Source organism: Erwinia pyri, from assembly GCF_030758455.1.
GTDB lineage: Bacteria > Pseudomonadota > Gammaproteobacteria > Enterobacterales > Enterobacteriaceae > Erwinia > Erwinia pyri.
On sequence record NZ_CP132353.1, the window covers coordinates 735,890 to 757,563 of the forward strand.

Annotated in this window: 18 protein-coding genes; 9 read left to right on the forward strand and 9 right to left on the reverse strand. The window is 57.4% G+C overall.

Going from position 1 to position 21,674, the window contains the following annotated elements; translation table 11 throughout:
• Positions 1-37: 37 nt before the first annotated feature.
• From tcuC to Q3V30_RS03495, 6 genes are all read right to left on the reverse strand, one after another.
• On the reverse strand, positions 38-1,360 hold the full coding sequence (tcuC, locus tag Q3V30_RS03470; protein WP_306210502.1) for an MFS transporter: 1,323 nt from the start codon (positions 1,358-1,360) through the stop codon (positions 38-40).
• Positions 1,361-1,573: 213 nt separating this feature from the next.
• Positions 1,574-2,560 (reverse strand): Csu type fimbrial protein, encoded by a 987-nt coding sequence (locus tag Q3V30_RS03475; RefSeq protein WP_306210504.1) that lies wholly within the window; start codon positions 2,558-2,560, stop codon positions 1,574-1,576.
• Positions 2,557-4,980, reverse strand: coding sequence for a fimbria/pilus outer membrane usher protein (locus tag Q3V30_RS03480; RefSeq protein WP_306210506.1), 2,424 nt, complete (start codon positions 4,978-4,980; stop codon positions 2,557-2,559). The genes Q3V30_RS03475 and Q3V30_RS03480 overlap by 4 nt, the downstream gene beginning before the upstream one ends.
• A gap of 3 nt (positions 4,981-4,983) precedes the next feature.
• Entirely contained in the window at positions 4,984-5,703 is a 720-nt protein-coding gene (locus Q3V30_RS03485) for a fimbrial biogenesis chaperone (RefSeq protein WP_306210509.1), read from the reverse strand.
• Between the two features lie 26 nt (positions 5,704-5,729).
• Complete coding sequence (locus Q3V30_RS03490) at positions 5,730-6,209, reverse strand: Csu type fimbrial protein (RefSeq protein ID WP_306213056.1); 480 nt, start codon at positions 6,207-6,209, stop codon at positions 5,730-5,732.
• 73 nt (positions 6,210-6,282) lie between these two features.
• The gene (locus tag Q3V30_RS03495; protein WP_306210511.1) at positions 6,283-6,849 is read right to left on the reverse strand and encodes a spore coat protein U domain-containing protein; all 567 of its coding nucleotides are present in this window, start codon (positions 6,847-6,849) and stop codon (positions 6,283-6,285) included.
• Between the two features lie 546 nt (positions 6,850-7,395).
• On the opposite strand from Q3V30_RS03495, the gene Q3V30_RS03500 reads away from it, so the two are divergent.
• Together Q3V30_RS03500 and Q3V30_RS03505 are read left to right on the forward strand one after the other, a co-directional pair.
• On the forward strand, positions 7,396-9,522 hold the full coding sequence (locus Q3V30_RS03500; protein ID WP_306210513.1) for a putative bifunctional diguanylate cyclase/phosphodiesterase: 2,127 nt from the start codon (positions 7,396-7,398) through the stop codon (positions 9,520-9,522).
• Between the two features lie 57 nt (positions 9,523-9,579).
• Complete coding sequence (locus Q3V30_RS03505) at positions 9,580-10,989, forward strand: aminotransferase-like domain-containing protein (protein ID WP_306210515.1); 1,410 nt, start codon at positions 9,580-9,582, stop codon at positions 10,987-10,989.
• 90 nt (positions 10,990-11,079) lie between these two features.
• Here the strand turns inward: Q3V30_RS03505 and Q3V30_RS03510 are convergent, their stop codons facing one another.
• A complete protein-coding gene (locus Q3V30_RS03510) occupies positions 11,080-11,562 on the reverse strand; it encodes a YlaC family protein (protein ID WP_306210518.1) in 483 nt (160 codons plus the stop codon).
• A 291-nt stretch (positions 11,563-11,853) separates the two neighbouring features.
• On the opposite strand from Q3V30_RS03510, the gene Q3V30_RS03515 reads away from it, so the two are divergent.
• The 5 genes from Q3V30_RS03515 (at position 11,854) to Q3V30_RS03535 (ending at position 16,516) form a co-directional block, all read left to right on the forward strand.
• Positions 11,854-12,441 (forward strand): cupin domain-containing protein, encoded by a 588-nt coding sequence (locus Q3V30_RS03515; protein WP_306210520.1) that lies wholly within the window; start codon positions 11,854-11,856, stop codon positions 12,439-12,441.
• A gap of 191 nt (positions 12,442-12,632) precedes the next feature.
• Positions 12,633-14,069 (forward strand): circularly permuted type 2 ATP-grasp protein, encoded by a 1,437-nt coding sequence (locus tag Q3V30_RS03520; protein ID WP_306210521.1) that lies wholly within the window; start codon positions 12,633-12,635, stop codon positions 14,067-14,069.
• The gene (locus Q3V30_RS03525; protein ID WP_306210522.1) at positions 14,063-14,992 is read left to right on the forward strand and encodes an alpha-E domain-containing protein; all 930 of its coding nucleotides are present in this window, start codon (positions 14,063-14,065) and stop codon (positions 14,990-14,992) included. Before Q3V30_RS03520 ends, Q3V30_RS03525 begins: the two co-directional genes overlap by 7 nt.
• Entirely contained in the window at positions 14,989-15,786 is a 798-nt protein-coding gene (locus tag Q3V30_RS03530; RefSeq protein WP_306210524.1) for a transglutaminase family protein, read from the forward strand. The genes Q3V30_RS03525 and Q3V30_RS03530 overlap by 4 nt, the downstream gene beginning before the upstream one ends.
• A 19-nt stretch (positions 15,787-15,805) precedes the next feature.
• Positions 15,806-16,516: a proteasome-type protease gene (locus Q3V30_RS03535; RefSeq protein WP_306210526.1), complete on the forward strand. Its 711-nt coding sequence runs from the start codon at positions 15,806-15,808 to the stop codon at positions 16,514-16,516.
• Positions 16,517-16,623: 107 nt separating this feature from the next.
• Here the strand turns inward: Q3V30_RS03535 and Q3V30_RS03540 are convergent, their stop codons facing one another.
• Both Q3V30_RS03540 and Q3V30_RS03545 read right to left on the reverse strand, forming a co-directional pair.
• Entirely contained in the window at positions 16,624-17,820 is a 1,197-nt protein-coding gene (locus tag Q3V30_RS03540; RefSeq protein WP_306210528.1) for a serine hydrolase domain-containing protein, read from the reverse strand.
• 217 nt (positions 17,821-18,037) lie between these two features.
• A complete protein-coding gene (locus tag Q3V30_RS03545; protein WP_306210530.1) occupies positions 18,038-18,775 on the reverse strand; it encodes a phosphate/phosphite/phosphonate ABC transporter substrate-binding protein in 738 nt (245 codons plus the stop codon).
• A 381-nt stretch (positions 18,776-19,156) separates the two neighbouring features.
• Here Q3V30_RS03545 and mdcA point away from each other — a divergent pair, with 381 nt between their 5' ends.
• Entirely contained in the window at positions 19,157-20,812 is a 1,656-nt protein-coding gene (gene mdcA / locus Q3V30_RS03550) for a malonate decarboxylase subunit alpha (protein ID WP_306210532.1), read from the forward strand.
• Positions 20,812-21,672: a triphosphoribosyl-dephospho-CoA synthase gene (locus Q3V30_RS03555; RefSeq protein WP_306210534.1), complete on the forward strand. Its 861-nt coding sequence runs from the start codon at positions 20,812-20,814 to the stop codon at positions 21,670-21,672. Before mdcA ends, Q3V30_RS03555 begins: the two co-directional genes overlap by 1 nt.
• Positions 21,673-21,674: the final 2 nt, after the last annotated feature.

Consider the following 21,674-nt stretch of genomic DNA (forward strand, 5'->3'; position numbering starts at 1 on the left):
TGAAGAAGGGGCCGGTATCTGCATACCGGCCCCTTTTTTATGACATCTGCATTGCCGTAGCAGCGCTCTGTTTTGCCTGATACTGCTGAATTAACCGTTTGATGATCATCGTGCCGATCAGACCGCATACCGCGGCAAAGGTCAGCCAGACGCCGGGCATCGCTTTATCCCCCGTGGCGTGGATCAGGTAGCTGGAAATCGCAGGCGTAAAGCCGCCAAAGAGCGCTGTCGCCAGGCTGTAAGCGAGTGAGAAACCGGTAGCACGAACCTCGGCTGGCATCACTTCCGCCAGATAGATCACCATCGCGCCGTTGTAGCTGGCGTAGAGGAAGGAGAGCCACAGCTCCGCTTCCAGCAGGTGCGAAAAGGTTGGAGAACCCACCAGCCAGTGCAGTACGGGCCAGGCGGTGGCGATCATCAGCAACGTAAAGAGGATCAGCAGCGGACGGCGGCCAAAGCGATCCGACATCGCGCCCATTATCGGCAGCCAGATCAGATTCGAGATCCCCACGCAGAGCGTGACGAAGAAACTCTGCCTGTCGCTCATCATCAGCACGGTTTTACCGAAGGTAGGAGTGAACGCGGTGATCATATAGAACATCACCGTGGTGGTGACCACCATCAGCATTCCTGCCAGAACCAGCGCCCAGTTGCTGGCAACAGAGCGGACAATCTGCCTCATAGAGGGGTGGACTTTGCGCTGGCTGAAGGCTTCCGTCTCTTCCAGCATGCTGCGGATCCAGAACAGGAACGGCACAATCAGACAGCCGATCACAAACGGAATACGCCAGCCCCATTCCGTGACCTGATCTTTTGCCAGCAGATGGTTCAGCGCCAGCCCCAGCAGGGCGGCAAAGATCACCGCAACTTGCTGGCTGCCGGACTGCCAGCTCACAAAAAAGCCTTTGCGGTTCTCTGGCGCGATCTCAGCCAGATAGACCGATACGCCGCCGAGTTCAACGCCGGCAGAGAAGCCCTGCAGCAGGCGGCCCAGCAGGATCAGGATCGGCGCAGCGGCCCCCAGCGTGGCATAGCCCGGCACGACCGCAATGGTTAAAGTGCCGACAGCCATCAGTCCCAGCGTCAACAGCAAGCCTTTACGGCGGCCGTGGTGGTCAATATAAGAGCCGAGCACAATGGCGCCAAGCGGGCGCATCAGGAAACCGGCACCAAACGTCATCAGCGTCAGCATCAGCGAGGCAAAAGGATCATCGCCGGGGAAGAAGGTTTTGGCAATGGCGGTAGCGTAGTAGCCAAATACCATGAAATCGAACATTTCCAGAAAGTTACCGCTGGTTACGTTGAAGATGGTTCTGGCAGAGCCCTGTGGTTTTTTTAGTGGAGTGGCGGGAGAAGTCACGACGGTTCATCCTTTATGGTTTTCTCCCGTTTTAGCCTGCCGCCAGGGGTTTTAATGTGATGTCGATCACTTTTGAGCCTGAGATGAAGATACCTATTGGTAACAAATAATTAACAAAAGAGCTTGTACCCTCTCTCAGCCGACAGCAATAACTGGTGCTAACGATAAGTTTTGCTGAGCAGAAAGGGGGCTGGCCCCTTTCTGCCTGGCTGGTTAAAACGAGAGATCCACAACCACGCTGTCGCTGTAGCTGCCTGCCACCGGCGTGCTCTGCGTGGTGAGGATTCGCGCCGTATAGTTAAACGTGCGCGTCAGGCCATCCGTACTGATGCTGTTAGCACCGGTACTGGAGACTCTCTCCGTGCCGGTGGCTCCCCAGCGGGTGGTGGTGGCGCTTTTATAGATCTCATAGGCCAGCAGGGTGCTGCCGCTGGCCATGTAACGCTGCGCGCCCACCGCGTGGTTGCCGTTGCTTATCCCTACGGTGTAGGTGCTGCCTTTGGTACAGATGACATTAATGGATTGCGAAACGGTGTTAAAGCTGCTGACCAGCGGTGCGCTGCCGAAGCTGATATTGGGGGCGGTGATAGTGGTGCAGTCGTTGGTCACGATAAGCGTGGTAGTAATGGGAACCGTGCCGGACCCTGTCTGCTGGTTACCCAGCAAACATAATCCTACCGCACCAAGCCCGGTGCAGATGTTGTAGTTCACCAGAATATTCAGCGTGACGGTATAGGTTCCGGCAGCCACGACCTGCCCGGGAACCGTTCGGAGATAGAGGGGAATAGAGAAGTTTTGCCCGCCCCCTAGCCCTAAAAGATTGAGTAACTGCGCCTGACTGTAGGTTGTCGCCGCGCCGCCAATCGACAGCTCGTTACTGCATGCGGTATCTGTGCAGGCTCTGAGCGGAATAGCGTCCGTACCAGTACTGATAACTTTCAGCGCGCCACGCGTTCCGCTGGAGAAAGTGGCGCTTGCCAGCTGGAGCCGGACATAATCTGTTGAGAGCAGGGAAAGCACGCTGCCCGTGCCGCAGTTCACCAGCACGTTAGCGGTGGTGGCGCTGGCTGTAGTGTTAATGGCAAAGGAGCTTGCGGTGCCGAAACTCGCCGTTGCGGAGGGAAGCGTACAGGCCGCCTGGCCCGGCAAGGTGAAGGCCATTAACAGCAGCAACAGCAGGCCGGAGAGCAATCTTTTCATGGTGGCGTTCCTGAAGAGGGATCGGGAGAAAGAGGGCAGGTCAGAGGACCGTAAGTTTCCAGCGCTTTCGGGCGTCCATTCGGCACGGTCAGCACCGCCTCACAGTGGCGGCCATCCGGCGTTTCAGCCCGGAACGGATTCTGGATGGCGAGATTTTCCATCCAGGCGAGACCATCCCAGCCAACATATTCGGTTGCCTGCCCCTCGCGGATTATCTGCGTGGAGACCGGCAGCGGCTGACCATTCTGATCGTGCAGAATAACGCTGGCGGCACGCAGGGGCTCAACCGGGAAGTGCAGCAGATAGCCGCTGTCGCGTTTTACCGCAAAGCGCTGCTCAACGTGGGAGGTGGTCATATCGGCAGGCAGATCCAGCGTATCGATATCATATTTGGCCGGATAGTAAGAGCTGATGCCCGGCACCAGCAGATAGCCCTGATCGTCCGTATGGCCCATCAGCTGATTTTCATAGCGAACCTTAATATTGGGATAATCCGTTTTCACCAGCACGAATGCGTCGTTGACCTGGTTAGCCGCAAACAGGCTGCCATCCATCAGCACCAGCGAGCCGGTGATATCGGCCCATTCGGTGCTGTAATCATCGTCGCCATAAAAGCCCGCCGAGGTTTCGATATTGTTATTCCGCCAGCTCAGGCTGCCCTGACGATAATCACTGCCGCTGCTCTGATTTGCCCAGGAGGCGTCCCAGGCCAGGCCGCCCTGAGAGGGCATCGCGCGGGAAGCGGTGAGGCGTTGGGAAGTGCCGCCCTGCTGATCCCGCTCCATGCTGACGCTGGCGGTGCCGAGATCGCTGAAGGGGATCAGTAGCGAAATGGCGCCGGACCATTCCCCCTGCTGCTGGTCGCGGCTGGCAGCAACATACAGACTGCTGTTGCCCCACAGGTTTTTGCTCCAGGAGAGATTCCACAGCTGCGTGCGGTCGCCGGTGCCGCTGGTAATATCAATAAAGGCAGCGCCGAGGCTGCCGTACTGATTGAGTGAGAGGCTTGCGCTGTACTGAGCGCTGCGACGACTCAGCGTATACACCGTACCGGCCACGCCGCTGTTGCGGTCGCCATAGAGCGCCAGGTTACCGAATCCTGCGGAGCGCACGATATGCTGCGTGCCGACGCTGAAGCGGCTGTTGTTGTACTGATAGCCCCAGCTGTACTGGTTACCGTGCTCGCCCTGCATCTGGCTTTGGGTCAACGCGGTGTTGATGACCCCCAGCGAGCCGATGCGTAACTGTCCGCCGGCTCCCCCCAGCGCCAGTGACTCAGCCCCTTCGGCATGACTCTCCAGCGTCAGCCAGTCGTTCAGGCCATAGCGATAAGAGCCGCTGACCGCGCCTGCGCCGTAGTCAAAATTCTTTATGCCATAACTCTCACGCAGGGCGCCCGCCGAGAAGGAGAAGTCTGAGAGGCCAGGTTTAAGCAGTTCGCTGGAGACGTAAAACGGCAAAGTGGTGGTAACACGACGGCCTACCGCATCGGTCGTGACCACTACCGCATTGCCCGCACCGTTAACAAAAGGCATATTCGTCAGCGACCAGGGGCCAGGCTGAACGCTGTTGGTGCTGTTTTTGTAACCATTAACGAACAGGTCTACGGTGGACGGTACCGCCGCCTGCCCGGAAAATGAGGGAAGGGGATAGGTAATCAGATCGGGACGGAGTGAAAAGTCGCGCCCAATCTGGATGCCGCCCAGCCTGACGCTGTTGCTCCAGGAGAGCGAATCGGTGGTCAGATCTCCCACCCGCCAGCTTAGCGAGTGGTTCTCGTTCTGATTGCTCCACCAGGTGTCATAACGCAGATACCCTTCATCCTGAGCGCCGGGCGTGCCGGAAAGTTGCTCCTGATAGACCCCGTTAGTCGCAAACTGGCCCTGGCTGCCAAACAGGCGGAACTCATTCCAGGCGGAAAGCCGCGTGCCGCTGGCGGAGGTATGGCTGGTATAGAGATCGTAATTGAACAGCGCGCCAGGCGTGGTTCTGCCGGGATAGCGCGGGCCATTACTCTCTTCGCTGGTCAGCGTCTGTTTCGGCAGCCAGGCTGGCGGCACGGTCAGCAAAATACGTTGCCGGGGCTGGTCATACACCGCCTTCACCTCTGCCATGGCGGAGACATCCATGATTGAAGAGGTGATTCTGGCGGTAGGGATCCCGGCGCGCTGCAGATCGCCCGCCCGCAGCAGATAGTGATCGTTCCGAAACTCAACCGGTACGACCTGCCCGCTATCCAGATCGTTGACAACCAGCCCCAGCATATACTGCTGCTGCTGCTGTCCCGGTGTATTCTGCTGCGGTGGCGGCGGCAAAGAGGAATAGGTTTCCGCGCTGCCTGTCAGAGGGAGCAGGCAGCTTATGACGCCGGTCACGGCCAGGGAGCAGCGTCCAACAGACGCAAAGCATCGCCTGCTCATGGCTTACTGTGAAGAACCGGTGCTATGCCAACTTTTATTATTTTCCAGCTGCGCGCTCAGTTCAGAGCGGTTGGAAGCCGGGAAATTCAGAGGGAAAGTATTGCTGGAGTTCGCCAGCACGTAGCCAAACAAGCTGTTGGAGAGCTGTCTTCCTCCTAACGAGACCTTGCTCAGCCTTGCATGGCCTGAGCCGCTGTTGGTGATTTTAATGGCCGACCGGCCGCTCTGATTAACCACTTCCCAGCTCAGTTTAGGGCTGGCTGAATCCGCGCTCAGTCCCTGGCCGTAGGTAAAAAGCGGGACCGAATAACGCATCTGGAAGTTCAGACCTGCCTGATCTTTGCCCGGCGTCTGCGGCGTCGGGATCTCATCCAGCAACACCCGGTAGGCAACTTCCCGGCCCGGCGGCGGCGGCGTTTGATTAATCAGACGGACCAGCTGCTTCTGACCAGGCTCAATCCTTACCAGCGGTGGGCTGGCTACCACTGTTTGCTGCGTCTGATACTGCTCCTGACCGTTCACCTGTTGCCAGGTGAATATTCTTACCTGCATCAGCGTGGTGGCTTCACCGCGGTTTTCCAGCCAGAGCTCAGTGGCTTTATCGCCGCTGTGAATTTTCGGATCAATGGGCCAGATCAGCACCGAGTTCCCCGCCCGGGCCGGGGTGAGAATGGCGCAGGCGAGCAGCCCGGAGAGCAGGGCAGTAAGAGGTAGCGTCTTCATGATTCAATCCTTTTCAATTCCCTGTTTTACCAGCTCAACGTCACGGTGAGCGTGTCGCTGTAAGTCCCGGCCCGGTTAACTCCGCCTAGCTGCAGAAGTCCGTAAATGGGCAGGGTAATATTGTTCGCATTGCTGTAAGTCAGCGCCACGTTCTGATTAACCGGAATAGCGCTCGCCGCGCTGTGTGTGGCGCTGGTGTAGAGCGTATAGGCGACCAGGTCGGTATTATTCGCTATTTTCAGATTGCGGCTGGCGCCGTAGTTGCCGCCGCCGTTGATGCTCATGTTCAGCGTCGTGCCGGGGGTACAGGCCAGGTTGATGGTGGAACTTTGAACATAACTGGCACTGACTGAGCGGCTGCCTACGCCGGGTTGGGTGCCGAAATCCAGCGCGCCAAAAACCCCGGTATTGGTTCCAGAGATCAGACAACCATTCACCACGGTGGCGCTTACCTGAAAAGTTTGCGTGGGCAGCGACCAGCCCCGATAGCTGATGCAGAGCATCATCAGGCAGAGCAGGCCACTCCGCCTCCCTGGTCGCGTTCCCCACTGCGGCACGTCAGATTCCCTGTCTTTTCACTCAGTAATTTACGGCGACGTTAATGGTATCTGTGTAGGTTCCTGCCGGAATAGCAGCATTAAAGCCGCCGCCGGTGATTCGGCCATAGATGGGGTAGTTATCGCCATTCACTGGATCTGTGGTACCGGTATTTGCCAGGTTGGTATTGTTGGCAATAGGCGTGGTGTAGGAGGTTGTGCCGTAGAGGGTATAGGAAATTCCCTGTGTGGCATCGCTGCCCAACACCAGATAACGAGGCTGTGCGGTGACGGCACCAAACACCGTAGCAGGTGCGGCGTTACTGCTGGTCAGCTGAACATTATAGGTCTGCCCGGTGGTACAGCGGACAAAAATACCGTTACCCAGCGATCCCACAAGGGTGGCATTCAGGGTATCGAAGGTCGCGGCGCTGCTACCAAAGTCTAAGGTACCGAAGTTAACGCCGGTGGTGGCAGACTGCCCATTAACCAGGCAGCCGGTCGTGAGGACCAGTCGGGCGTTAACGGTTCCCGTGGTGGTGGCGGCAAAGCCAGAAGAGACTACGCCAAGGCTCAGGCCACAGCCCAGCAGAAAAAGCTTCATTTTCATAACCATTCCTTACTGATTAGAGAGATGATGGTGCTTTTTCGCCTGGTGTGAAATTAATATAAGTGAGGCTAAATTAAACAGCTAAAATAATAGATCTCTATCACAATAAATGGCCTGACCGGGTCTTCAGACATCTGAATTAACAGCTTACTCTTATTTTTCTTTACTATAGATCAGCATGCACCCTGGAGAGAAGCGAAACGCAAAAATAAAGCTTATCAATTACTGAAAAAAAATCAGGAAGGTTGGCAACCCTGAGTTCACAGGGTATAACAATAAAATTGAGACTTATCTTATTTAAGGCTTCTTAAAAAAAAGAGGCAATGCTATGTTCATCTGCAGGTACTAACGATCGATAAGCGATATAAATTATAGGGATATCATTTTATTTACCGGGTTTATTATCACGGCCGGTCTGGCTTTATTTTTGAGGGCATAAAGTTGGCTGTTCTTTAGCCGATACCGTGATCGTTGAAGGCGGGTTTTTTCAGCAATTTTGTTTAACTACACGGCGCCAGATATGGCATCAGCACCCGAGATTTCCCTATGCTTATGAGCTCCTACGACCAGCTGCTGGTCATTGTCTCCATTTTTGTTGCCTTCCTGGCTTCCTATACCGCGCTGGATATGGCGGGCAGGGTCGCCACCTCGACGGGCAAAGTTGCTCAAATCTGGCTAATCGGCGGCGGGTTCGCTATGGGTGTGGGCATCTGGTCGATGCATTTTATCGGCATGCTGGCGATGAATATGGCGATGGTGATGAGTTACGATCCCACCTTGACCATTATATCCATGGTAATTGCCGTAGCGGCCTCCGTCTTCGCGCTGTGGATTGTCTGTTATGGCGAGCTGCCGCTTCACCGTCTGATGATCGGGGCGCTGGTACTGGGTAGCGGCGTAGTCGCCATGCACTATACCGGCATGGCCGCACTGATGTTTGAGCCGGGTATCGTCTGGAACTGGAACTGGATCATCCTTTCGGTGGTGATTGCGCTGGTCGCCTCCACGGCCGCTTTGTGGCTGGCATTTAAGCTTCGCCAGGGCGGCGGCGGGGTGGCCCTGCTGCGCGCTGGCGCGGCGACGGTGATGGGCGCGGCGATTGCAGGGATGCACTACACCGGCATGGCCGCGGCCTCCTTCCCGATGGGGAGCCAGGCAACAGAAATGGGCGTCAACAGTAACTGGCTGGCGGTGGTGGTAGTGGTGGTCACGCTGTCGATTCTGGGTATCACGCTGGTTGTCTCCACCCTGGATGCGCGGCTACAGGCGCGGACGTCGGTGCTCGCTTCATCGCTGGCGGATGCTAACCGTGAGTTGGCTCAGCTGGCGCTTCACGATAACCTTACCCGTCTGCCAAACCGCATCCTGCTGGAAGACCGGCTCGACCAGGCGATAAATAAAGCCGTGCGGGAAGGCACCTCCTTTGCGCTGATGTTTATGGATCTTGACGGCTTTAAGGCGGTCAACGACGCTTTTGGTCACCATATTGGGGACAATCTGCTGGTGGCCGTCACCGACAGAATGAAAAGTCTGCTGAAAGAGCATCACACGCTGGCAAGGCTTGGCGGTGATGAGTTTGTGCTGCTGGTGGAGATCAACGAGCCCAACGATGCAGCCACCACTGCCGATATGCTGGTAAAAGCTATTGACCGGCCGTTTGCTATCTCCCGTTATGAGCTGGTGGTGTCGCTGAGTATCGGCATCGCCGTTTTCCCGGGCGATGGCGAAGATGAACGCGAGCTGATGTTCAACGCCGATGCGGCGATGTACCACACCAAAAATAATGGCCGTAATGGCTACAGCTTTTTCCAGCCCTCGATGAACACCCTGGCGCAGAACCAGCTTCAGCTGATTAACGATCTCTGGGCGGCGCAGCAGCATAACGAACTGCGTCTCTTCTACCAGCCAAAGTTCTGTGCACCGCAGGGTCCAATTCTGGGCTTTGAAGCGCTTATCCGCTGGGAGCATCCGCAGCGCGGCCTGCTCTCTCCGGACGTGTTCCTGCCGATTGCTGAAAAAACCGGTCTGATCGTCAGCATTGGCAACTGGGTGATCAATGAAGCCTGCCGTCAGCTGCGCGTCTGGCATCTGCAGGGCAACCCGCACTGGTCGGTAGCCGTCAACCTCTCAGCGCTGCAGTTTGAGCAGCCGGGGCTGGTAGAGACGGTGTTGAAGGCGCTGGAAACGCACCATATACCTGCGGAATTGCTGACGCTGGAAGTGACTGAGACTACCGCCATGCGCGATCCGGATGAGAGCATTCGTATTCTTACCCAGCTTACCGACCTGGGCGTGAAGGCTTCGATCGATGATTTCGGCACCGGCTATTCGAGTCTGTTGTATCTGAAACGTCTGCCGGCAAGCGAGCTGAAGATTGACCGCGCTTTCGTGAACGAACTGCAGGCGCACAGTGAAGATGCCACCATTGTCACCGCCATTGTGGCTCTGGCGCAGACGCTGAATCTGAAAGTGGTGGCCGAAGGCGTGGAAACAGCGGAGCAGCAGGCTTTCCTGACCAGCCTGGGCTGCAATTCGCTACAGGGTTATCTGCTGGGAAGGCCGATCCCGCCTGACCAGGTCCCTGATCTGAAGCACTACGTCGGTGAAACGGAGAGGGAAGTCCTGCCTTCGCTTAAAAAAGAGCGGGTAGCAACGATGCAGGACGCTGTTTAATCTGCCGCATCGCACCTATAATAGTTGCCGGATACCCGACCTGGATATGTAACAGTTTTGGCAAAATACCAGCAGCTTATCGATCGGCTCCAGCAGCAGATTTCTCAGGAAATCTGGCTGCCCGGGGAAAAACTGCCCTCCCTGCGTGAGCAAGCCGCCCTGAGCGGCATGAGCCTGATGACGGTGATGCACGCCTATCAGGTGCTGGAGAGCCAGGGCTGGATCCAGTCCCGGCCGCAGTCGGGCTACTACGTGGCCCCGCGAGCGGAGTTTCTCAGCCAGCCCGCCAGCCACCAGAAGGTGCAGCTGGCGGAATCGGTCGATATCAACGAATTTATCTTTGATGTGCTGCAGGCGTGCCGCGATCCGCATATCCTGCCGTTTGGCTCCGCCTTCCCCGATCCCGAACTGTTTCCGCAGCGCCAGCTTATGCGCTCGCTCTCTGCCGTTTCCCACACGCTTAAACCAGCCGATGCGCTGAATAACCTGCCGCCCGGTAACGAAGCCTTGCGCAAAACGCTGGCGCAGCGCTATGCCCTGCAGGGCATTCAGGTTTCGCCGGAGGAGATTGTTATCACTAACGGCGCAATGGAAGCGCTGAATCTGAGCATGCAGGCGGTCACCGAACCTGGCGACTGGGTGGCCATTGAGAACCCCTGCTTTTATGGCGCGCTGCAGGTAATAGAACGGCTGAAGCTGAAGGCGGTCGCTATTGCCACCGATCCGCAGCACGGCATGGATCTGGAGGAGCTGGAGCGGGCGCTGGAGCGCTGGCCAGTCAAAGCCTGCTGGATGATGACCAACCAGCAGAATCCTGTGGGGCATACGCTCAGCAAAGAGAAGAAGCAGCGGCTGGTCTCGATTCTGACGCAGCATCAGGTGACGCTGATTGAAGATGATGTCTACAGCGAGCTCTGGTTTGGCAGTGAAAAGCCGCTGCCGGCGAAAGCGTTTGAGCAGCAGCAAAGCGTGCTGCACTGCTCCTCATTTTCGAAAAACCTGGTAGCGGGCTTTCGCGTTGGCTGGGTAGCGGCCGGGCAGCACGCACAGCGTATCCAGCGTCTGCAGCTGATGAGCACCCTCTCTACCAGCGCGCCGATGCAGCTGGCGCTGGCGAACTATCTGATGACCCGCAGCTACGACAGCCATCTGCGCAGGCTGCGGCTGGTGCTGGAGCAGCGCAAGAATCAGGCGCGGCAGTCGCTGAAGCGTCATCTGCCCGGCGAAGCCAGAATCAATGATTCCCAGGGCGGCTATTTTCTCTGGATTGAGCTGCCACGACAGGTCAACACCACCGAACTCTATTACCGCGCGCTGGATCTTAATATCAGTATTGCACCCGGTAAGATGTTCTCTTCTGGCGAGCAGTACGCCAACTATTTCCGCTTTAATGCCTCCTGGGAGTGGGGGGAGACGCAGGAAGCGGCAGTGGCTATGTTAGGCGGGTTGATCGCGGAGATGCTCTGAGTGCGGGCTGAGCCATGACGTTGTTGTTATGACAGGCAGGTTTCAGGGAAAGAGGATAGCAACAGGGCCAGCAAGCTGGCCCTGACGGAATCAGACGGTAGAGGCGCGTTTCTGACCCCAGGTGAGGTGGTAGACGTCATAAAAATCGACTTTGCCCTTCAGCGAAAGCAGTTTTTTAATGCCCTGCTTAACGGAGTCGGTCACTTTGCTGCTGGTAAGGATCTCCTGCACCGCTTGTTCGGAAAGCGTACGGTCATAATACCATTCGCCGTTGTAGCAGACGCGCAGATCCAATGTGTCGATATCCTCAAACCGGTAGCGCGGATTGACGTCCAGCAGCATCAGGCCGCTCATCAGCAGGACAAAAATCGTCGCTCCCCAGAAGGCAGGCCAGCCGAGGAATTCCGTGGTGAAGATCAGCGCCACGGTCAGCGCATAGCAGACATACATTGATGCCCACAACCCGGGATGATTTTTAAGAAACGTAAAGCTAAAGCGCGGCTTGTTATCGCGCTTCTCTTCGCGGTTTAACGTGTCGATCTCGCGCAGTAATATCTGTTTTACATCTTCCATTTTTTTCACCTCATTCGTGACTACCGCCAGTAGACCACAAAACGCAAACCCTTAGCAGTCACAGTTATTCACCATCTGGCTATAACAGTTTATCGGTTTCTGTTCTGAACCCGCAGCGGCAGAAGCGTCTCGGCAACAAAGCGGGAACGCCAGAAGCGCGTTAACGGGATTGATTTGAGTTAAGTTCCGTTAAATTAGTGAGTTATGTGATCGCTCCTCTGCTGGCGACGTTGCAAATCCTCTATTATTTGCCACAATTGATTAACACTTTCCCCCTGCAGGAGACGGCGTATGCTGCCGCAATCTGGTTGTTTGCTTACTCTGATGTCGTTTGCCGCCGGAACCTTCTCGTCCGGGACCTCGACTAATCCGCAATATATGACGTTTCAGCCTGCCAGCGGCGTACCCAATAATCCCCTGCCGCTGATCATCTATCCTCAGGTCGCCTCTGAGGAAGTGGAAGATATGGCCCGCTTTTTTGAAGACCTTTTCGCCAGCCATCAGTGGCTGCCACGCTGGCGCTATCCGATTTTCCCCTATACCCACTATCATCCCAATACCCATGAACTGCTGGGCATTGCCGCCGGATGGGCGCAGATCCTGTTTGGCGGAGAAACGGGCAGGGCGGTAACTCTCTATGCGGGCGATGCGGTGCTGATCCCGGCAGGCGTTGGTCATCAGCAGCTGGCCGCCAGCGAGGATTTCTTTGCCGTAGGCGCTTACCCACGCGTAATGCAGCCAGAAACCCGCCGTGACGAGCAGGAACCGCTGGACCAGGCTGTAGCAGAAATTAAGCGGGTTCCCATGCCTCAGCACGATCCCATTACCGGTGGGGAAGGTGCCGTCACCGAAATCTGGCACCCGCTGGAAACCCATTAATCGCCGCAGCGGAACGCACTGATTTGGTGCGCTTCTGCTTTTTCACTCTGTTCCCACCTTTACGTCAGACCTCCTGACGCCAAAATTAATCAGCAAAGTGTTGCAGCCGCCACAGACTTGCGCCTTCTGCCCGGCAACTGGCACGGTTTGTGCAATTCAGTAATGAGTTCACCGACAGTGGAAGGGAAATCATGAATCAAGGCTATCAGGCAGCATCCCCCTTTTATGATGAAATGCTGCTGGGAAACGGTCAGCATCGCCCGCACTATCGCGACTACTGGCACTGGCTGCAAAAAGCCGATCGGGAGGCTATCGCCCGCAAGCGGGAAGAGGCTGAACTGCTGTTTCACCGCGTAGGGATCACCTTCAATGTCTATGGCCAGGATGGCGGTGCCGAGCGGCTGATCCCGTTTGACAGCGTGCCGAGGATCATCCCCGCCAGCGAGTGGGCGATGCTGGATAAAGGCATCCGTCAGCGCGTTCAGGCGCTTAACGCCTTTCTGCACAACATCTATCACGATCAGCAGATCCTCAAAGCGGGGATCGTTCCGGCGGAGCAGGTGCTGGTAAACGATCAGTATCAGCCCTGTATGCAGGGCATTAACCTGCACCGTGATATCTATGCCCACATCTGCGGCGTCGATATGGTTCGCAACAGCGATGGCGAATACTACGTGCTGGAGGATAATCTGCGTACCCCCTCCGGCGTCTCCTACATGCTGGAAAACCGCAAAATGATGATGCGGCTCTATCCGGAGCTGTTCGCGCAGCAGCGTATTGCCCCCGTTGAACGTTACCCCTCGCATCTGTTGCAAACCCTGCGTGAAAGCTCGCCAGTAAACGATCCGATAGTGGTGGTACTGACGCCGGGCCGCTTTAACAGCGCCTATTTCGAGCACAGTTTCCTGGCGCAGCAAATGGGCGTTGAGCTGGTAGAGAGTGCCGATCTCTTCGTGAAGGATGGCGCCGTGATGATGCGTACCACCGCAGGCCCCTGCAAAGTGGACGTGATCTATCGCCGCGTGGATGATGCTTTTCTCGATCCGCTCGCCTTCCGGGCCGATTCGATGCTGGGCGTACCGGGGCTGCTTTCCGTTTATCGCGCCGGAAACGTGGTGCTGGCAAACGCTATCGGCGCTGGCGTGGCTGATGATAAATCGATCTATCCTTACGTGCCGGATATGGTGAGGTTTTACCTTGCGGAGGAGCCGATCCTGAATAACGTGCCAACCTGGCAGTGCCGTCGGCCTGACGAACTCTCCTGGGTGCTGGCAAATCTGCCAAAATTGGTGGTGAAGGAGGTTCACGGCGCTGGCGGGTACGGCATGCTGATTGGCCCGGTCGCCAGCCAGAAGCAGCTTGAGGCGTTTCGCTCGTTGCTGATTGCCAGGCCGCAAAACTACATTGCGCAACATACCCTGGCGCTCTCTACCTGTCCCACGTTTGTGGCGCAGGGGTTGGCACCGCGCCATATCGACCTCAGACCTTTTGCCCTCAGCGGCGCGGAGATCCGTCTGGTGCCGGGCGGGCTGACCCGCGTGGCGCTGACGGAAGGGTCGCTGGTGGTGAACTCATCGCAGGGCGGCGGCACGAAAGATACCTGGGTTCTGGAGGATGACGCATGCTGAGTCGCACAGCCAGTGGCCTCTACTGGATGGCGCGCTATTTAGAGCGTGCCGAAAATATAGCGCGGGTGCTCGACGTGACCAACCGGCTGTCGCTGATGCCGGTTCGCAGCACCCATGATGACGAACTGCGCGTTCCGCTCAATCTCACCAGCACCGGCGAGCTGTTCTGGACGCTGAATGACCGGCTGGCGATGCCGCAGCTGTTCAACTTTTTTGTGCTGGATGAGCGCAACCCTGGCAGTATCTTTTGCTGCTGGGAAGCGGCGTGGAATAACGCTCATGCGGTACGCGGCAGCCTCTCATCCGAGGTGTGGGAAAGCATTAACTCAAGCTGGATAGAGATGCGCAAGCTGCGGCGGCAGGGGGTCAGCAGCATCGGTGCCGATGCGTTTTTTGACTGGGTAAAAGAGCGTTCGCACCTGTTTCGTGGCGCGATGTTTGGCACGCTGATGCGCGGCGATGCCATGAGCTTTATCCGGCTGGGCACGCTGCTGGAGCGGGCTGACTGTACCGCGCGCCTGCTCGACGTCACGCATGCGCTTACCGAACAGGATGACGATTCGGTGCGGGAGTACTACCGGCTGGATACGCTGCTGCGATCCGTCTCGGCCCGCGAGGCTTATCACACCATCTATAAACAGGCGTTAGTCAGCGACAGCGTTAACGAAATGCTGATCCTGCGCGAAGAGAGCCCGCGATCCCTGCGATCCTGTATCGACGAGATCGCCAACCAGCTCAATCTGATTGGCGGCAGCGGAGAGAACCGTCCCCGGCGGCTGGTCACTGTACTGGATGCCGGGCTGCGCTTTACCTCTTATGAATCGCTGGTCAGTGAAGGGATCCACATCTGGCTGCGCGATTTTCTGGGCGATCTGGGCACCATTGCGGAGAGCATTCAACAGACCTACCTGGAGGCGAAATGAAACTCGATATTGCGCATAAAACCTGCTTCAGCTATCAGACGCTGGTGAAGCAAAGCACGCAGTACCTGCGGCTGACGCCGCAGAACTCCGTGCATCAGCAGATCCTCTCCTGGGATCTGGTTCTGCCCGATCGGGCGATCTGTACCACGGATACTTACGGCAACGTGCTGCATGTGCTGACGCTTGATACGCCGCACCAGTCGATTGAAATTGAGGCGCGCGGGGTGGTGGAAATCACGGAGGAGGAGAGGTCACCAGAACAGGACAGCTGTCTCTCACCTCTGGTGTTTCTGCGCATCACGCCGCTGACTCAGCCCGATGGCGCCATCCGCGATTTTGCTCTGCGCTATTTCCGGCCTGAAGCCCCGCTGGCCGCGCTGGAAAGGTTAATGGGTGAGCTGCTGGTTAAAATGCCCTATCAGCCCGGCAGCACCACGGTGACCGACAACGCCGCAAAAGTCTTTGCCGCAGGCACCGGCGTTTGTCAGGATCACAGCCACGTGTTTCTGGCCTGCTGCCGCAGCCTGCATATCCCTGCTCGCTATGTAAGCGGATACCTTTATACTGATACTGTTGAACATGTAGCCACGCATGCCTGGGTAGAGGCTTGGGTGGATGGCAGCTGGCACAGTTTTGACATCACCAATAATACCCGCAGCACGCGTCAGCATCTCAAGCTGGCGGTGGGCGTGGATTATATGGATGCCTGCCCGGTGCGGGGTATGCGGCTGGGCGGAGGCAGTGAAGAGATGTCAGCGGTGGCTGCGGTGCACCTGGTGAATTCGCAGCAGTGATTATTTTATCGGGCAAACTATGACTTACTGTGTGGCAATGCGTTTAGCGTCAGGGATGATTTTTGTTTCCGACTCCCGTACCAATGCGGGCGTTGACCATATTTCCTCCTTCCGCAAGCTTCATGTTTTCCAGCAGGATGATGAGCGCACGCTGGTTCTGCAAAGCGCTGGCAACCTCGCCACCACGCAAAGCGCCCTCAGCCTGCTGCGGCGCGGGTGTGAAGATGCCAGAAGACCCAACCTGATGAGCTGCAAAACAATGTATGACGTCGCTCTGCTGGTCGGGGAGACACTGCGGGAGGTGATTAAGCGGGATGGCGAAGAGTTTGGCGGAACGCTGATGCTGGGCGGCCAGATCAGGGGCGAAGAGCCGCGCCTGTTCCAGATCTATCCTCAGGGCAACTTTATTGAATCCAGTACCGACACGCCCTATTTCCAGATTGGCGAGAGCAAATATGGCAAGCCGATCATCGACCGCGTCCTGCGTTTTGATACGCCGCTGGACCAGGCGATGCAGTGCGCGCTGATCTCAATGGACTCCACGCTGGCGAGTAACATCTCGGTGGGGCTGCCGTTAGATGTGATGATCTACCCGGCGGACAGTTTCAGCACCGCTCAGCAGTACCATCTGACCGATAAACATCCCTACTATTCCCAGATCCGCCAGCTCTGGAGCGCGGGCTTACTCAGCGTGTTCGCCCAGCTTCCGCCTTTGCAACTGGACGACTGATCCTCCGCCAGCATCCATCTCTGTTCAGGTCGCGCTGTTTGTATCCGGCGCTGAACAGAATCGCTTTCCCGGGGCGCTATGCCGTCAGCGTATCTGGCACCCCCTCTTCAGGGCTGGCAGGCCGCCTGGCCATCGTCACTGCTGGCCAGCCGCAGCAGCATGCGGTGGCCGATATCGTTGTCCCAGTTAAAGCTGTTTTGCAACACCACAATAGCGGTTTTATGCCTGATATCCATACCGATATAGCTGGCGAAGCCGCCAATAAAGCCGGACTGATAGAGCAGGCTCTGAGCGTTAAAATCATTGCTCAGCCAGGCCAGCGCGGAGGAGTCATACTCGGGCTGTCTGAAGCGCACAGTGGTGGCGTCCTTAAAGGCGCGGTCCAGGCTGGCGTCGCCGCTGCCGTTGAGATGGGCAGCAAGATAGCTCAGCAGATCGTTGGCGCTGGACCACAGCGAAGCGGCACCCACCATATAGCCGGTAAAATGCCAGTCCGGCACCGCCTCACCCCGGCGCATAAATTTAGGCTGATCCCCGGCATGTCCCCGGGCGCGTGACGGGTAGCCTGGCAAAATTTCAGGATGGTAGCCGGTATGGGTCATGCCCAGCGGGGCAATAATTTGCTGGCGGGCGATCGCCTGCGGCGTCTGGCCGCTCTGCTGAGTAATGACGTAATCCAGGATGGAGTAGCCCAGATTGGAGTAAACTACCTCGTGATGAGCAGGGCGCTGAAAATCCGGCAGATAATCCAGAAACTCGCCGCGATCCAGATCGTCATAGAAGGGATGGCCGGTAAACAGATAGTCGCTGAGTCTGCTCAGCATATGCAGCGTGGTCATCTGCCGTGGCAGGCCGGAGGTGTGGGTAGCGAGCTGCAGCAGAGTGATCTGCCCGGCATCGCGGCTTAACGACACCTCTTTACCGATTGTTTCACGCAGCGTGCTGCTCCATTTCAGCTTACCTTGCTCCACCAGCAGCGCGGCGCTCTCCGCCGTAAACCCTTTGGTTACCGATCCAACGGCGAACAGCGTGTCACCACTCATGGGGATAAGGCGATCGGTATCAGTAAAGCCATAGCTGAACACCTGACGCTGCCCATGATGCAGTAATGCGACCACCACGCCGGGCGTGCGGTGACTGTTGATCAGCGGCAGGGCCAGCGCATCAATCTGCTGTTTAACCGTTACGTGGCAGGTCGCCACCAGGCTTGCCTGTGGAGAGGAGTCGATACTGTTACTGGAGAGGGAGGCACAGCCGCCCAGCAGCAGAGACCAGCACAACAACAGGGGTTTCAGGGGAGTCATAATCTATGCCGTACTGATGATTTCGGCTGCCGCGTGCTTTTTAGCTTCATCAATAAGACATCGGCACGATTTTCCACGCCAGATTTCCGTTAATGCCAAAGATAAACGTCTGCAGGTGAATAAAATTATTAATAAAAATAATGATTTATATAGCGAGGCATTTTACCCTGGCGACATTGTGTACGGCAAGAATAAGGCGCATTTCGTGCGAAAATTCTTACCTTGGTCGAAAAAGCTGTTGCCAGGCGGAACGCGGGAGTGGCTCAAAATCGGCGATCAGCAGCGCCGCAAGCAGCGCACGATTTGCCGGATCCCGCACGACCTGAGTCAATGCCTCACGCAGATCCTGCAAATGTTCAGGCGGGGTCGCGGCGGCGGTAATCAGCGGCAGGCCCGGCACGCTGGCCGTCTGGCCAATAATCTTTAAACCATCGACCTCTTCAGTGAAATCTCGCTTCAGCAGTGCCCAGCTGACACAGTCGATGGCGGCAATATCCGCTCTGCTGCTGCGTAGCAGTTGCAGGGACCGGCGGTGGCCGCCGGAGGCGACGGCTGAGCAGAAGAACGCCGGGCCACCGGTGATGTTCATCAGGCTGTGATAGCCGGAGTACGAATCTTGGCTGTTGAATACCAGTTTTCGTCCCTGAAAATCTGCCAGCGTCTGGCCGCTCTCCTGTTCCCGCACCGCTATCCAGCTGCGATAGTTCGGCCCTTCGCAGCCCGGGGCTGAATAGTGAAACGCCCCCACCACCTGGACTTCCGGCAGCAGCGTCATCAGCGGATAACCGCAGGTCTGGCTCAGCAATAAATCGGTATGCTGCCAGTGCGGCAGCAGGGGATCGGGCCAGCTCAGTGTTTCCGGCAGGGGGCGTGAAGAGAGAGCAGCACGCACCTTCTGCCAGAATGCTTCGACATCCTGAGGCGTGAAGGAGTACATCGGCAGGGACGCTAACATCGGGAGGCCCTTTTTCTGGCTGAAACAGGAAAGCATAGACTCAGAGCATCCTTCTGCAAGCAGCCAGAAAGAAGAGTTCCTGGGCGACTGTTTATTACCGTGTGATTTAATGGAAACAAAAGCATGGCCAACAAACCAGATAACCGACCGCAGGCGTATGACATATCTGTTTAGCCGCGATGAACTCTTTATTTCACCCGACATTCTTGTGAACCAACCTGGCCGGAAAGCAGATTAATCTACTGATTTTAATAGAGTATTAAAAAACGTTACTCTCAAGCTAACGTTCCTGCCCCCCGCTTTATTGATGCCTCCCCGCCTGAAGCTCAGACTTGCTAACCAGACCCTTATGACAAATCAGGGACCTTACTGGAGGCAACTATGTTATCTGGACAACCATCCACCCGAGCCTGGGACAGCCGCCGCAGCGAAAAACGGCGCCGCATCGACTCCCTCGGCCTCAGCGGCAAAGTACTGCCGACTGACGATCTGGTGGCTATGCTCGAAAAACTGATCGCCCCTGGCGACCGCGTGGTAATGGAAGGCAACAATCAGAAGCAGGCCGATTTCCTTTCGCGCTCGCTGGCTGAAGTTAACCCCGCTGTACTGCACGATCTGCATATGATCATGCCAAGCGTGGGCCGCAGCGAACACCTCGATATTTTTGAAAAGGGCATCGCCCGCAAGCTCGACTTCTCCTTCTCCGGCACGCAAAGCCTGCGCATCTCGCAGCTGCTGGAAGATGGCCTGCTGGAGATCGGTGCGATCCACACCTACATCGAACTCTACTCTCGCCTCTATGTGGATCTGGCGCCTAACGTGGCGCTGATTGCCGGTTTCAAAGCGGACCGCAAAGGCAATCTCTATACCGGCGCCAGCACCGAAGATACGCCAGCGCTGGTTGAGGCCGCCGCGTTTCATGACGGCATCGTCATTGCTCAGGTGAATGAGCTGGTGGATGAGGAGTGCGATCTTCCCCGCGTGGACATTCCCGGATCCTGGATCGACTTTGTGGTGGTGGCAGACAAACCGTTCTTTATTGAACCGCTGTTTACCCGCGATCCCCGCCTGATCAAACAGGAGCATGTGCTGATGGCGATGCTGGCGATCAAAGGGATCTATGCCGAGCATCAGGTGCAGTCACTGAACCACGGCATCGGTTTTAACACCGCCGCCATTGAGCTGCTGCTGCCAACCTACGGCGAACAGTTGGGCCTGAAAGGCAAAATCTGTAAACACTGGACGCTGAATCCGCACCCGACGCTGATCCCCGCCATTGAAAGCGGCTGGGTCGAGAGCGTGCACTGCTTCGGGGGCGAACTGGGGATGGAGAAATATGTCTCTGCCCGCCCTGACGTCTTCTTTACCGGCGCTGACGGCTCCATGCGTTCCAACCGCGCGTTCTGCCAGATGGCAGGCCAGTACGCGGTCGATATGTTTATTGGCTCCACCTTACAGATAGACGGACTGGCAAACTCCTCAACCGTTACCCGTGGCCGTTTATCTGGCTTCGGCGGTGCGCCAAATATGGGCCACGATCCGCACGGGCGCCGTCATGCCACACCAGCCTGGCTGGCGATGATCAACGAGCCGGATCCGCTGGCGCGTGGCCGCAAGCTGGTGGTGCAGATGGTGGAAACCTTCCAGGCCGGGGCTAAACCGACCTTTGTGGAGAAACTGGAAGCGGTAGACGTGGCGAAAGCCTCCGGTATGCCGCTGGCGCCGGTAATGATTTATGGCGATGACGTCACCCATGTGCTGACAGAGGAGGGCATTGCCTATCTCTACCGGGCGAAAACGCTGGAAGAGCGCCGGGCAATGGTCGCCGCCGTGGCGGGCATCACCGATATCGGACTGGGCGTGGATGCTAAGCGCGTGGCGCAGCTGCGTCGCGAAGGCAAAGTCGCCTTCCCGGAAGATCTCGGTATCCGCCGCACCGACGCCAGCCGCTCTCTGCTGGCAGCCGGCAGCGTGGCCGATCTGGTCGAATGGTCTGGCGGTCTCTACAACCCGCCAGCGAAATTCCGGAGCTGGTAATGAGCAGACTACCGCAGGTTTCGCTGGCTGGCATCGAGCTGAAAGCTGAAAAACTGGCGGCTCTGGCTACCCGTTGCCTGATTGATGAGGCGCGCCTCAGCCCAAAACCGGGGCTGGTCGACAGCCGCGGCAGCGGGGCGCATCTGGACCTGTCGCTGGCGCTGATGGAGCGTTCTGCCCACAGCCTGAGCCACACCTTCTACGCGCTGGCGCTGCACTGCTGGAACCGTCCGGCGGATGTTGCGCTGCGGCAGCTGGTCGGCAGGCTTGGACGTGAAGGTGAGCAGGCGATGATGCAGGCCACCGGTGGCGTCAATACGCACCGTGGCGCAATCTGGGCGATGGGTCTGCTGGTCAGCGCCTGCGCGATGCTGGCAGGCGAGCGCGCGCCAGCACGGGTGGCGGAAAAGGCGGCACAGCTTGCCAGGCTGCCCGACGACGCCGCGCCAAAAATGTTCAGCAAAGGCTTACGGGCTACCCAGCGCTATCGGGTGCCGGGCGCGCGCGAAGAAGCGCAGCAGGGCTTTCCGCATATTATCCAGCTCGCCTTACCGCAGCTGCAGCAGAGCCGCCGGGAAGGGGCCAGCGAGACGCAGGCCCAGCTGGATGCGCTGATGGCGATCATGAGCACGCTCAGCGATACCTGCGTGCTTTCCCGCGCGGGTGCGCCGGGTCTGCATACGATGCAGCAGGGTGCAAAAGCCGTTCTGGCCGCCGGAGGCACAAAGTCTTCCGCCGGGCAGCAGGCGCTCCGCTGGCTGGATGCAGAGATGCTGGCGCGCAACGCCTCACCCGGCGGCGCAGCCGACCTGCTGGCCGCCACCCTATTTACAGACCGTTTAGGCGATCTCACTTTTTAAGA

Bases quoted from the DNA above. Each gene is read 5' to 3' on its own strand.
- Q3V30_RS03475 (WP_306210504.1), bottom strand. From the start codon at position 2,560: ATGAAAAGATTGCTCTCCGGCCTGCTGTTGCTGCTGTTAATGGCCTTC.
- Q3V30_RS03480 (WP_306210506.1), bottom strand. From the start codon at position 4,980: ATGAGCAGGCGATGCTTTGCGTCTGTTGGACGCTGCTCCCTGGCCGTG.
- Q3V30_RS03485 (WP_306210509.1), bottom strand. From the start codon at position 5,703: ATGAAGACGCTACCTCTTACTGCCCTGCTCTCCGGGCTGCTCGCCTGC.
- Q3V30_RS03490 (WP_306213056.1), bottom strand. From the start codon at position 6,209: ATGATGCTCTGCATCAGCTATCGGGGCTGGTCGCTGCCCACGCAAACT.
- Q3V30_RS03495 (WP_306210511.1), bottom strand. From the start codon at position 6,849: ATGAAAATGAAGCTTTTTCTGCTGGGCTGTGGCCTGAGCCTTGGCGTA.
- Q3V30_RS03500 (WP_306210513.1), top strand. From the start codon at position 7,396: ATGCTTATGAGCTCCTACGACCAGCTGCTGGTCATTGTCTCCATTTTT.
- Q3V30_RS03510 (WP_306210518.1), bottom strand. From the start codon at position 11,562: ATGGAAGATGTAAAACAGATATTACTGCGCGAGATCGACACGTTAAAC.
- Q3V30_RS03515 (WP_306210520.1), top strand. From the start codon at position 11,854: ATGCTGCCGCAATCTGGTTGTTTGCTTACTCTGATGTCGTTTGCCGCC.
- Q3V30_RS03520 (WP_306210521.1), top strand. From the start codon at position 12,633: ATGAATCAAGGCTATCAGGCAGCATCCCCCTTTTATGATGAAATGCTG.
- Q3V30_RS03525 (WP_306210522.1), top strand. From the start codon at position 14,063: ATGCTGAGTCGCACAGCCAGTGGCCTCTACTGGATGGCGCGCTATTTA.
- Q3V30_RS03530 (WP_306210524.1), top strand. From the start codon at position 14,989: ATGAAACTCGATATTGCGCATAAAACCTGCTTCAGCTATCAGACGCTG.
- Q3V30_RS03535 (WP_306210526.1), top strand. From the start codon at position 15,806: ATGACTTACTGTGTGGCAATGCGTTTAGCGTCAGGGATGATTTTTGTT.
- Q3V30_RS03540 (WP_306210528.1), bottom strand. From the start codon at position 17,820: ATGACTCCCCTGAAACCCCTGTTGTTGTGCTGGTCTCTGCTGCTGGGC.
- Q3V30_RS03545 (WP_306210530.1), bottom strand. From the start codon at position 18,775: ATGTTAGCGTCCCTGCCGATGTACTCCTTCACGCCTCAGGATGTCGAA.
- mdcA (WP_306210532.1), top strand. From the start codon at position 19,157: ATGTTATCTGGACAACCATCCACCCGAGCCTGGGACAGCCGCCGCAGC.
- Q3V30_RS03555 (WP_306210534.1), top strand. From the start codon at position 20,812: ATGAGCAGACTACCGCAGGTTTCGCTGGCTGGCATCGAGCTGAAAGCT.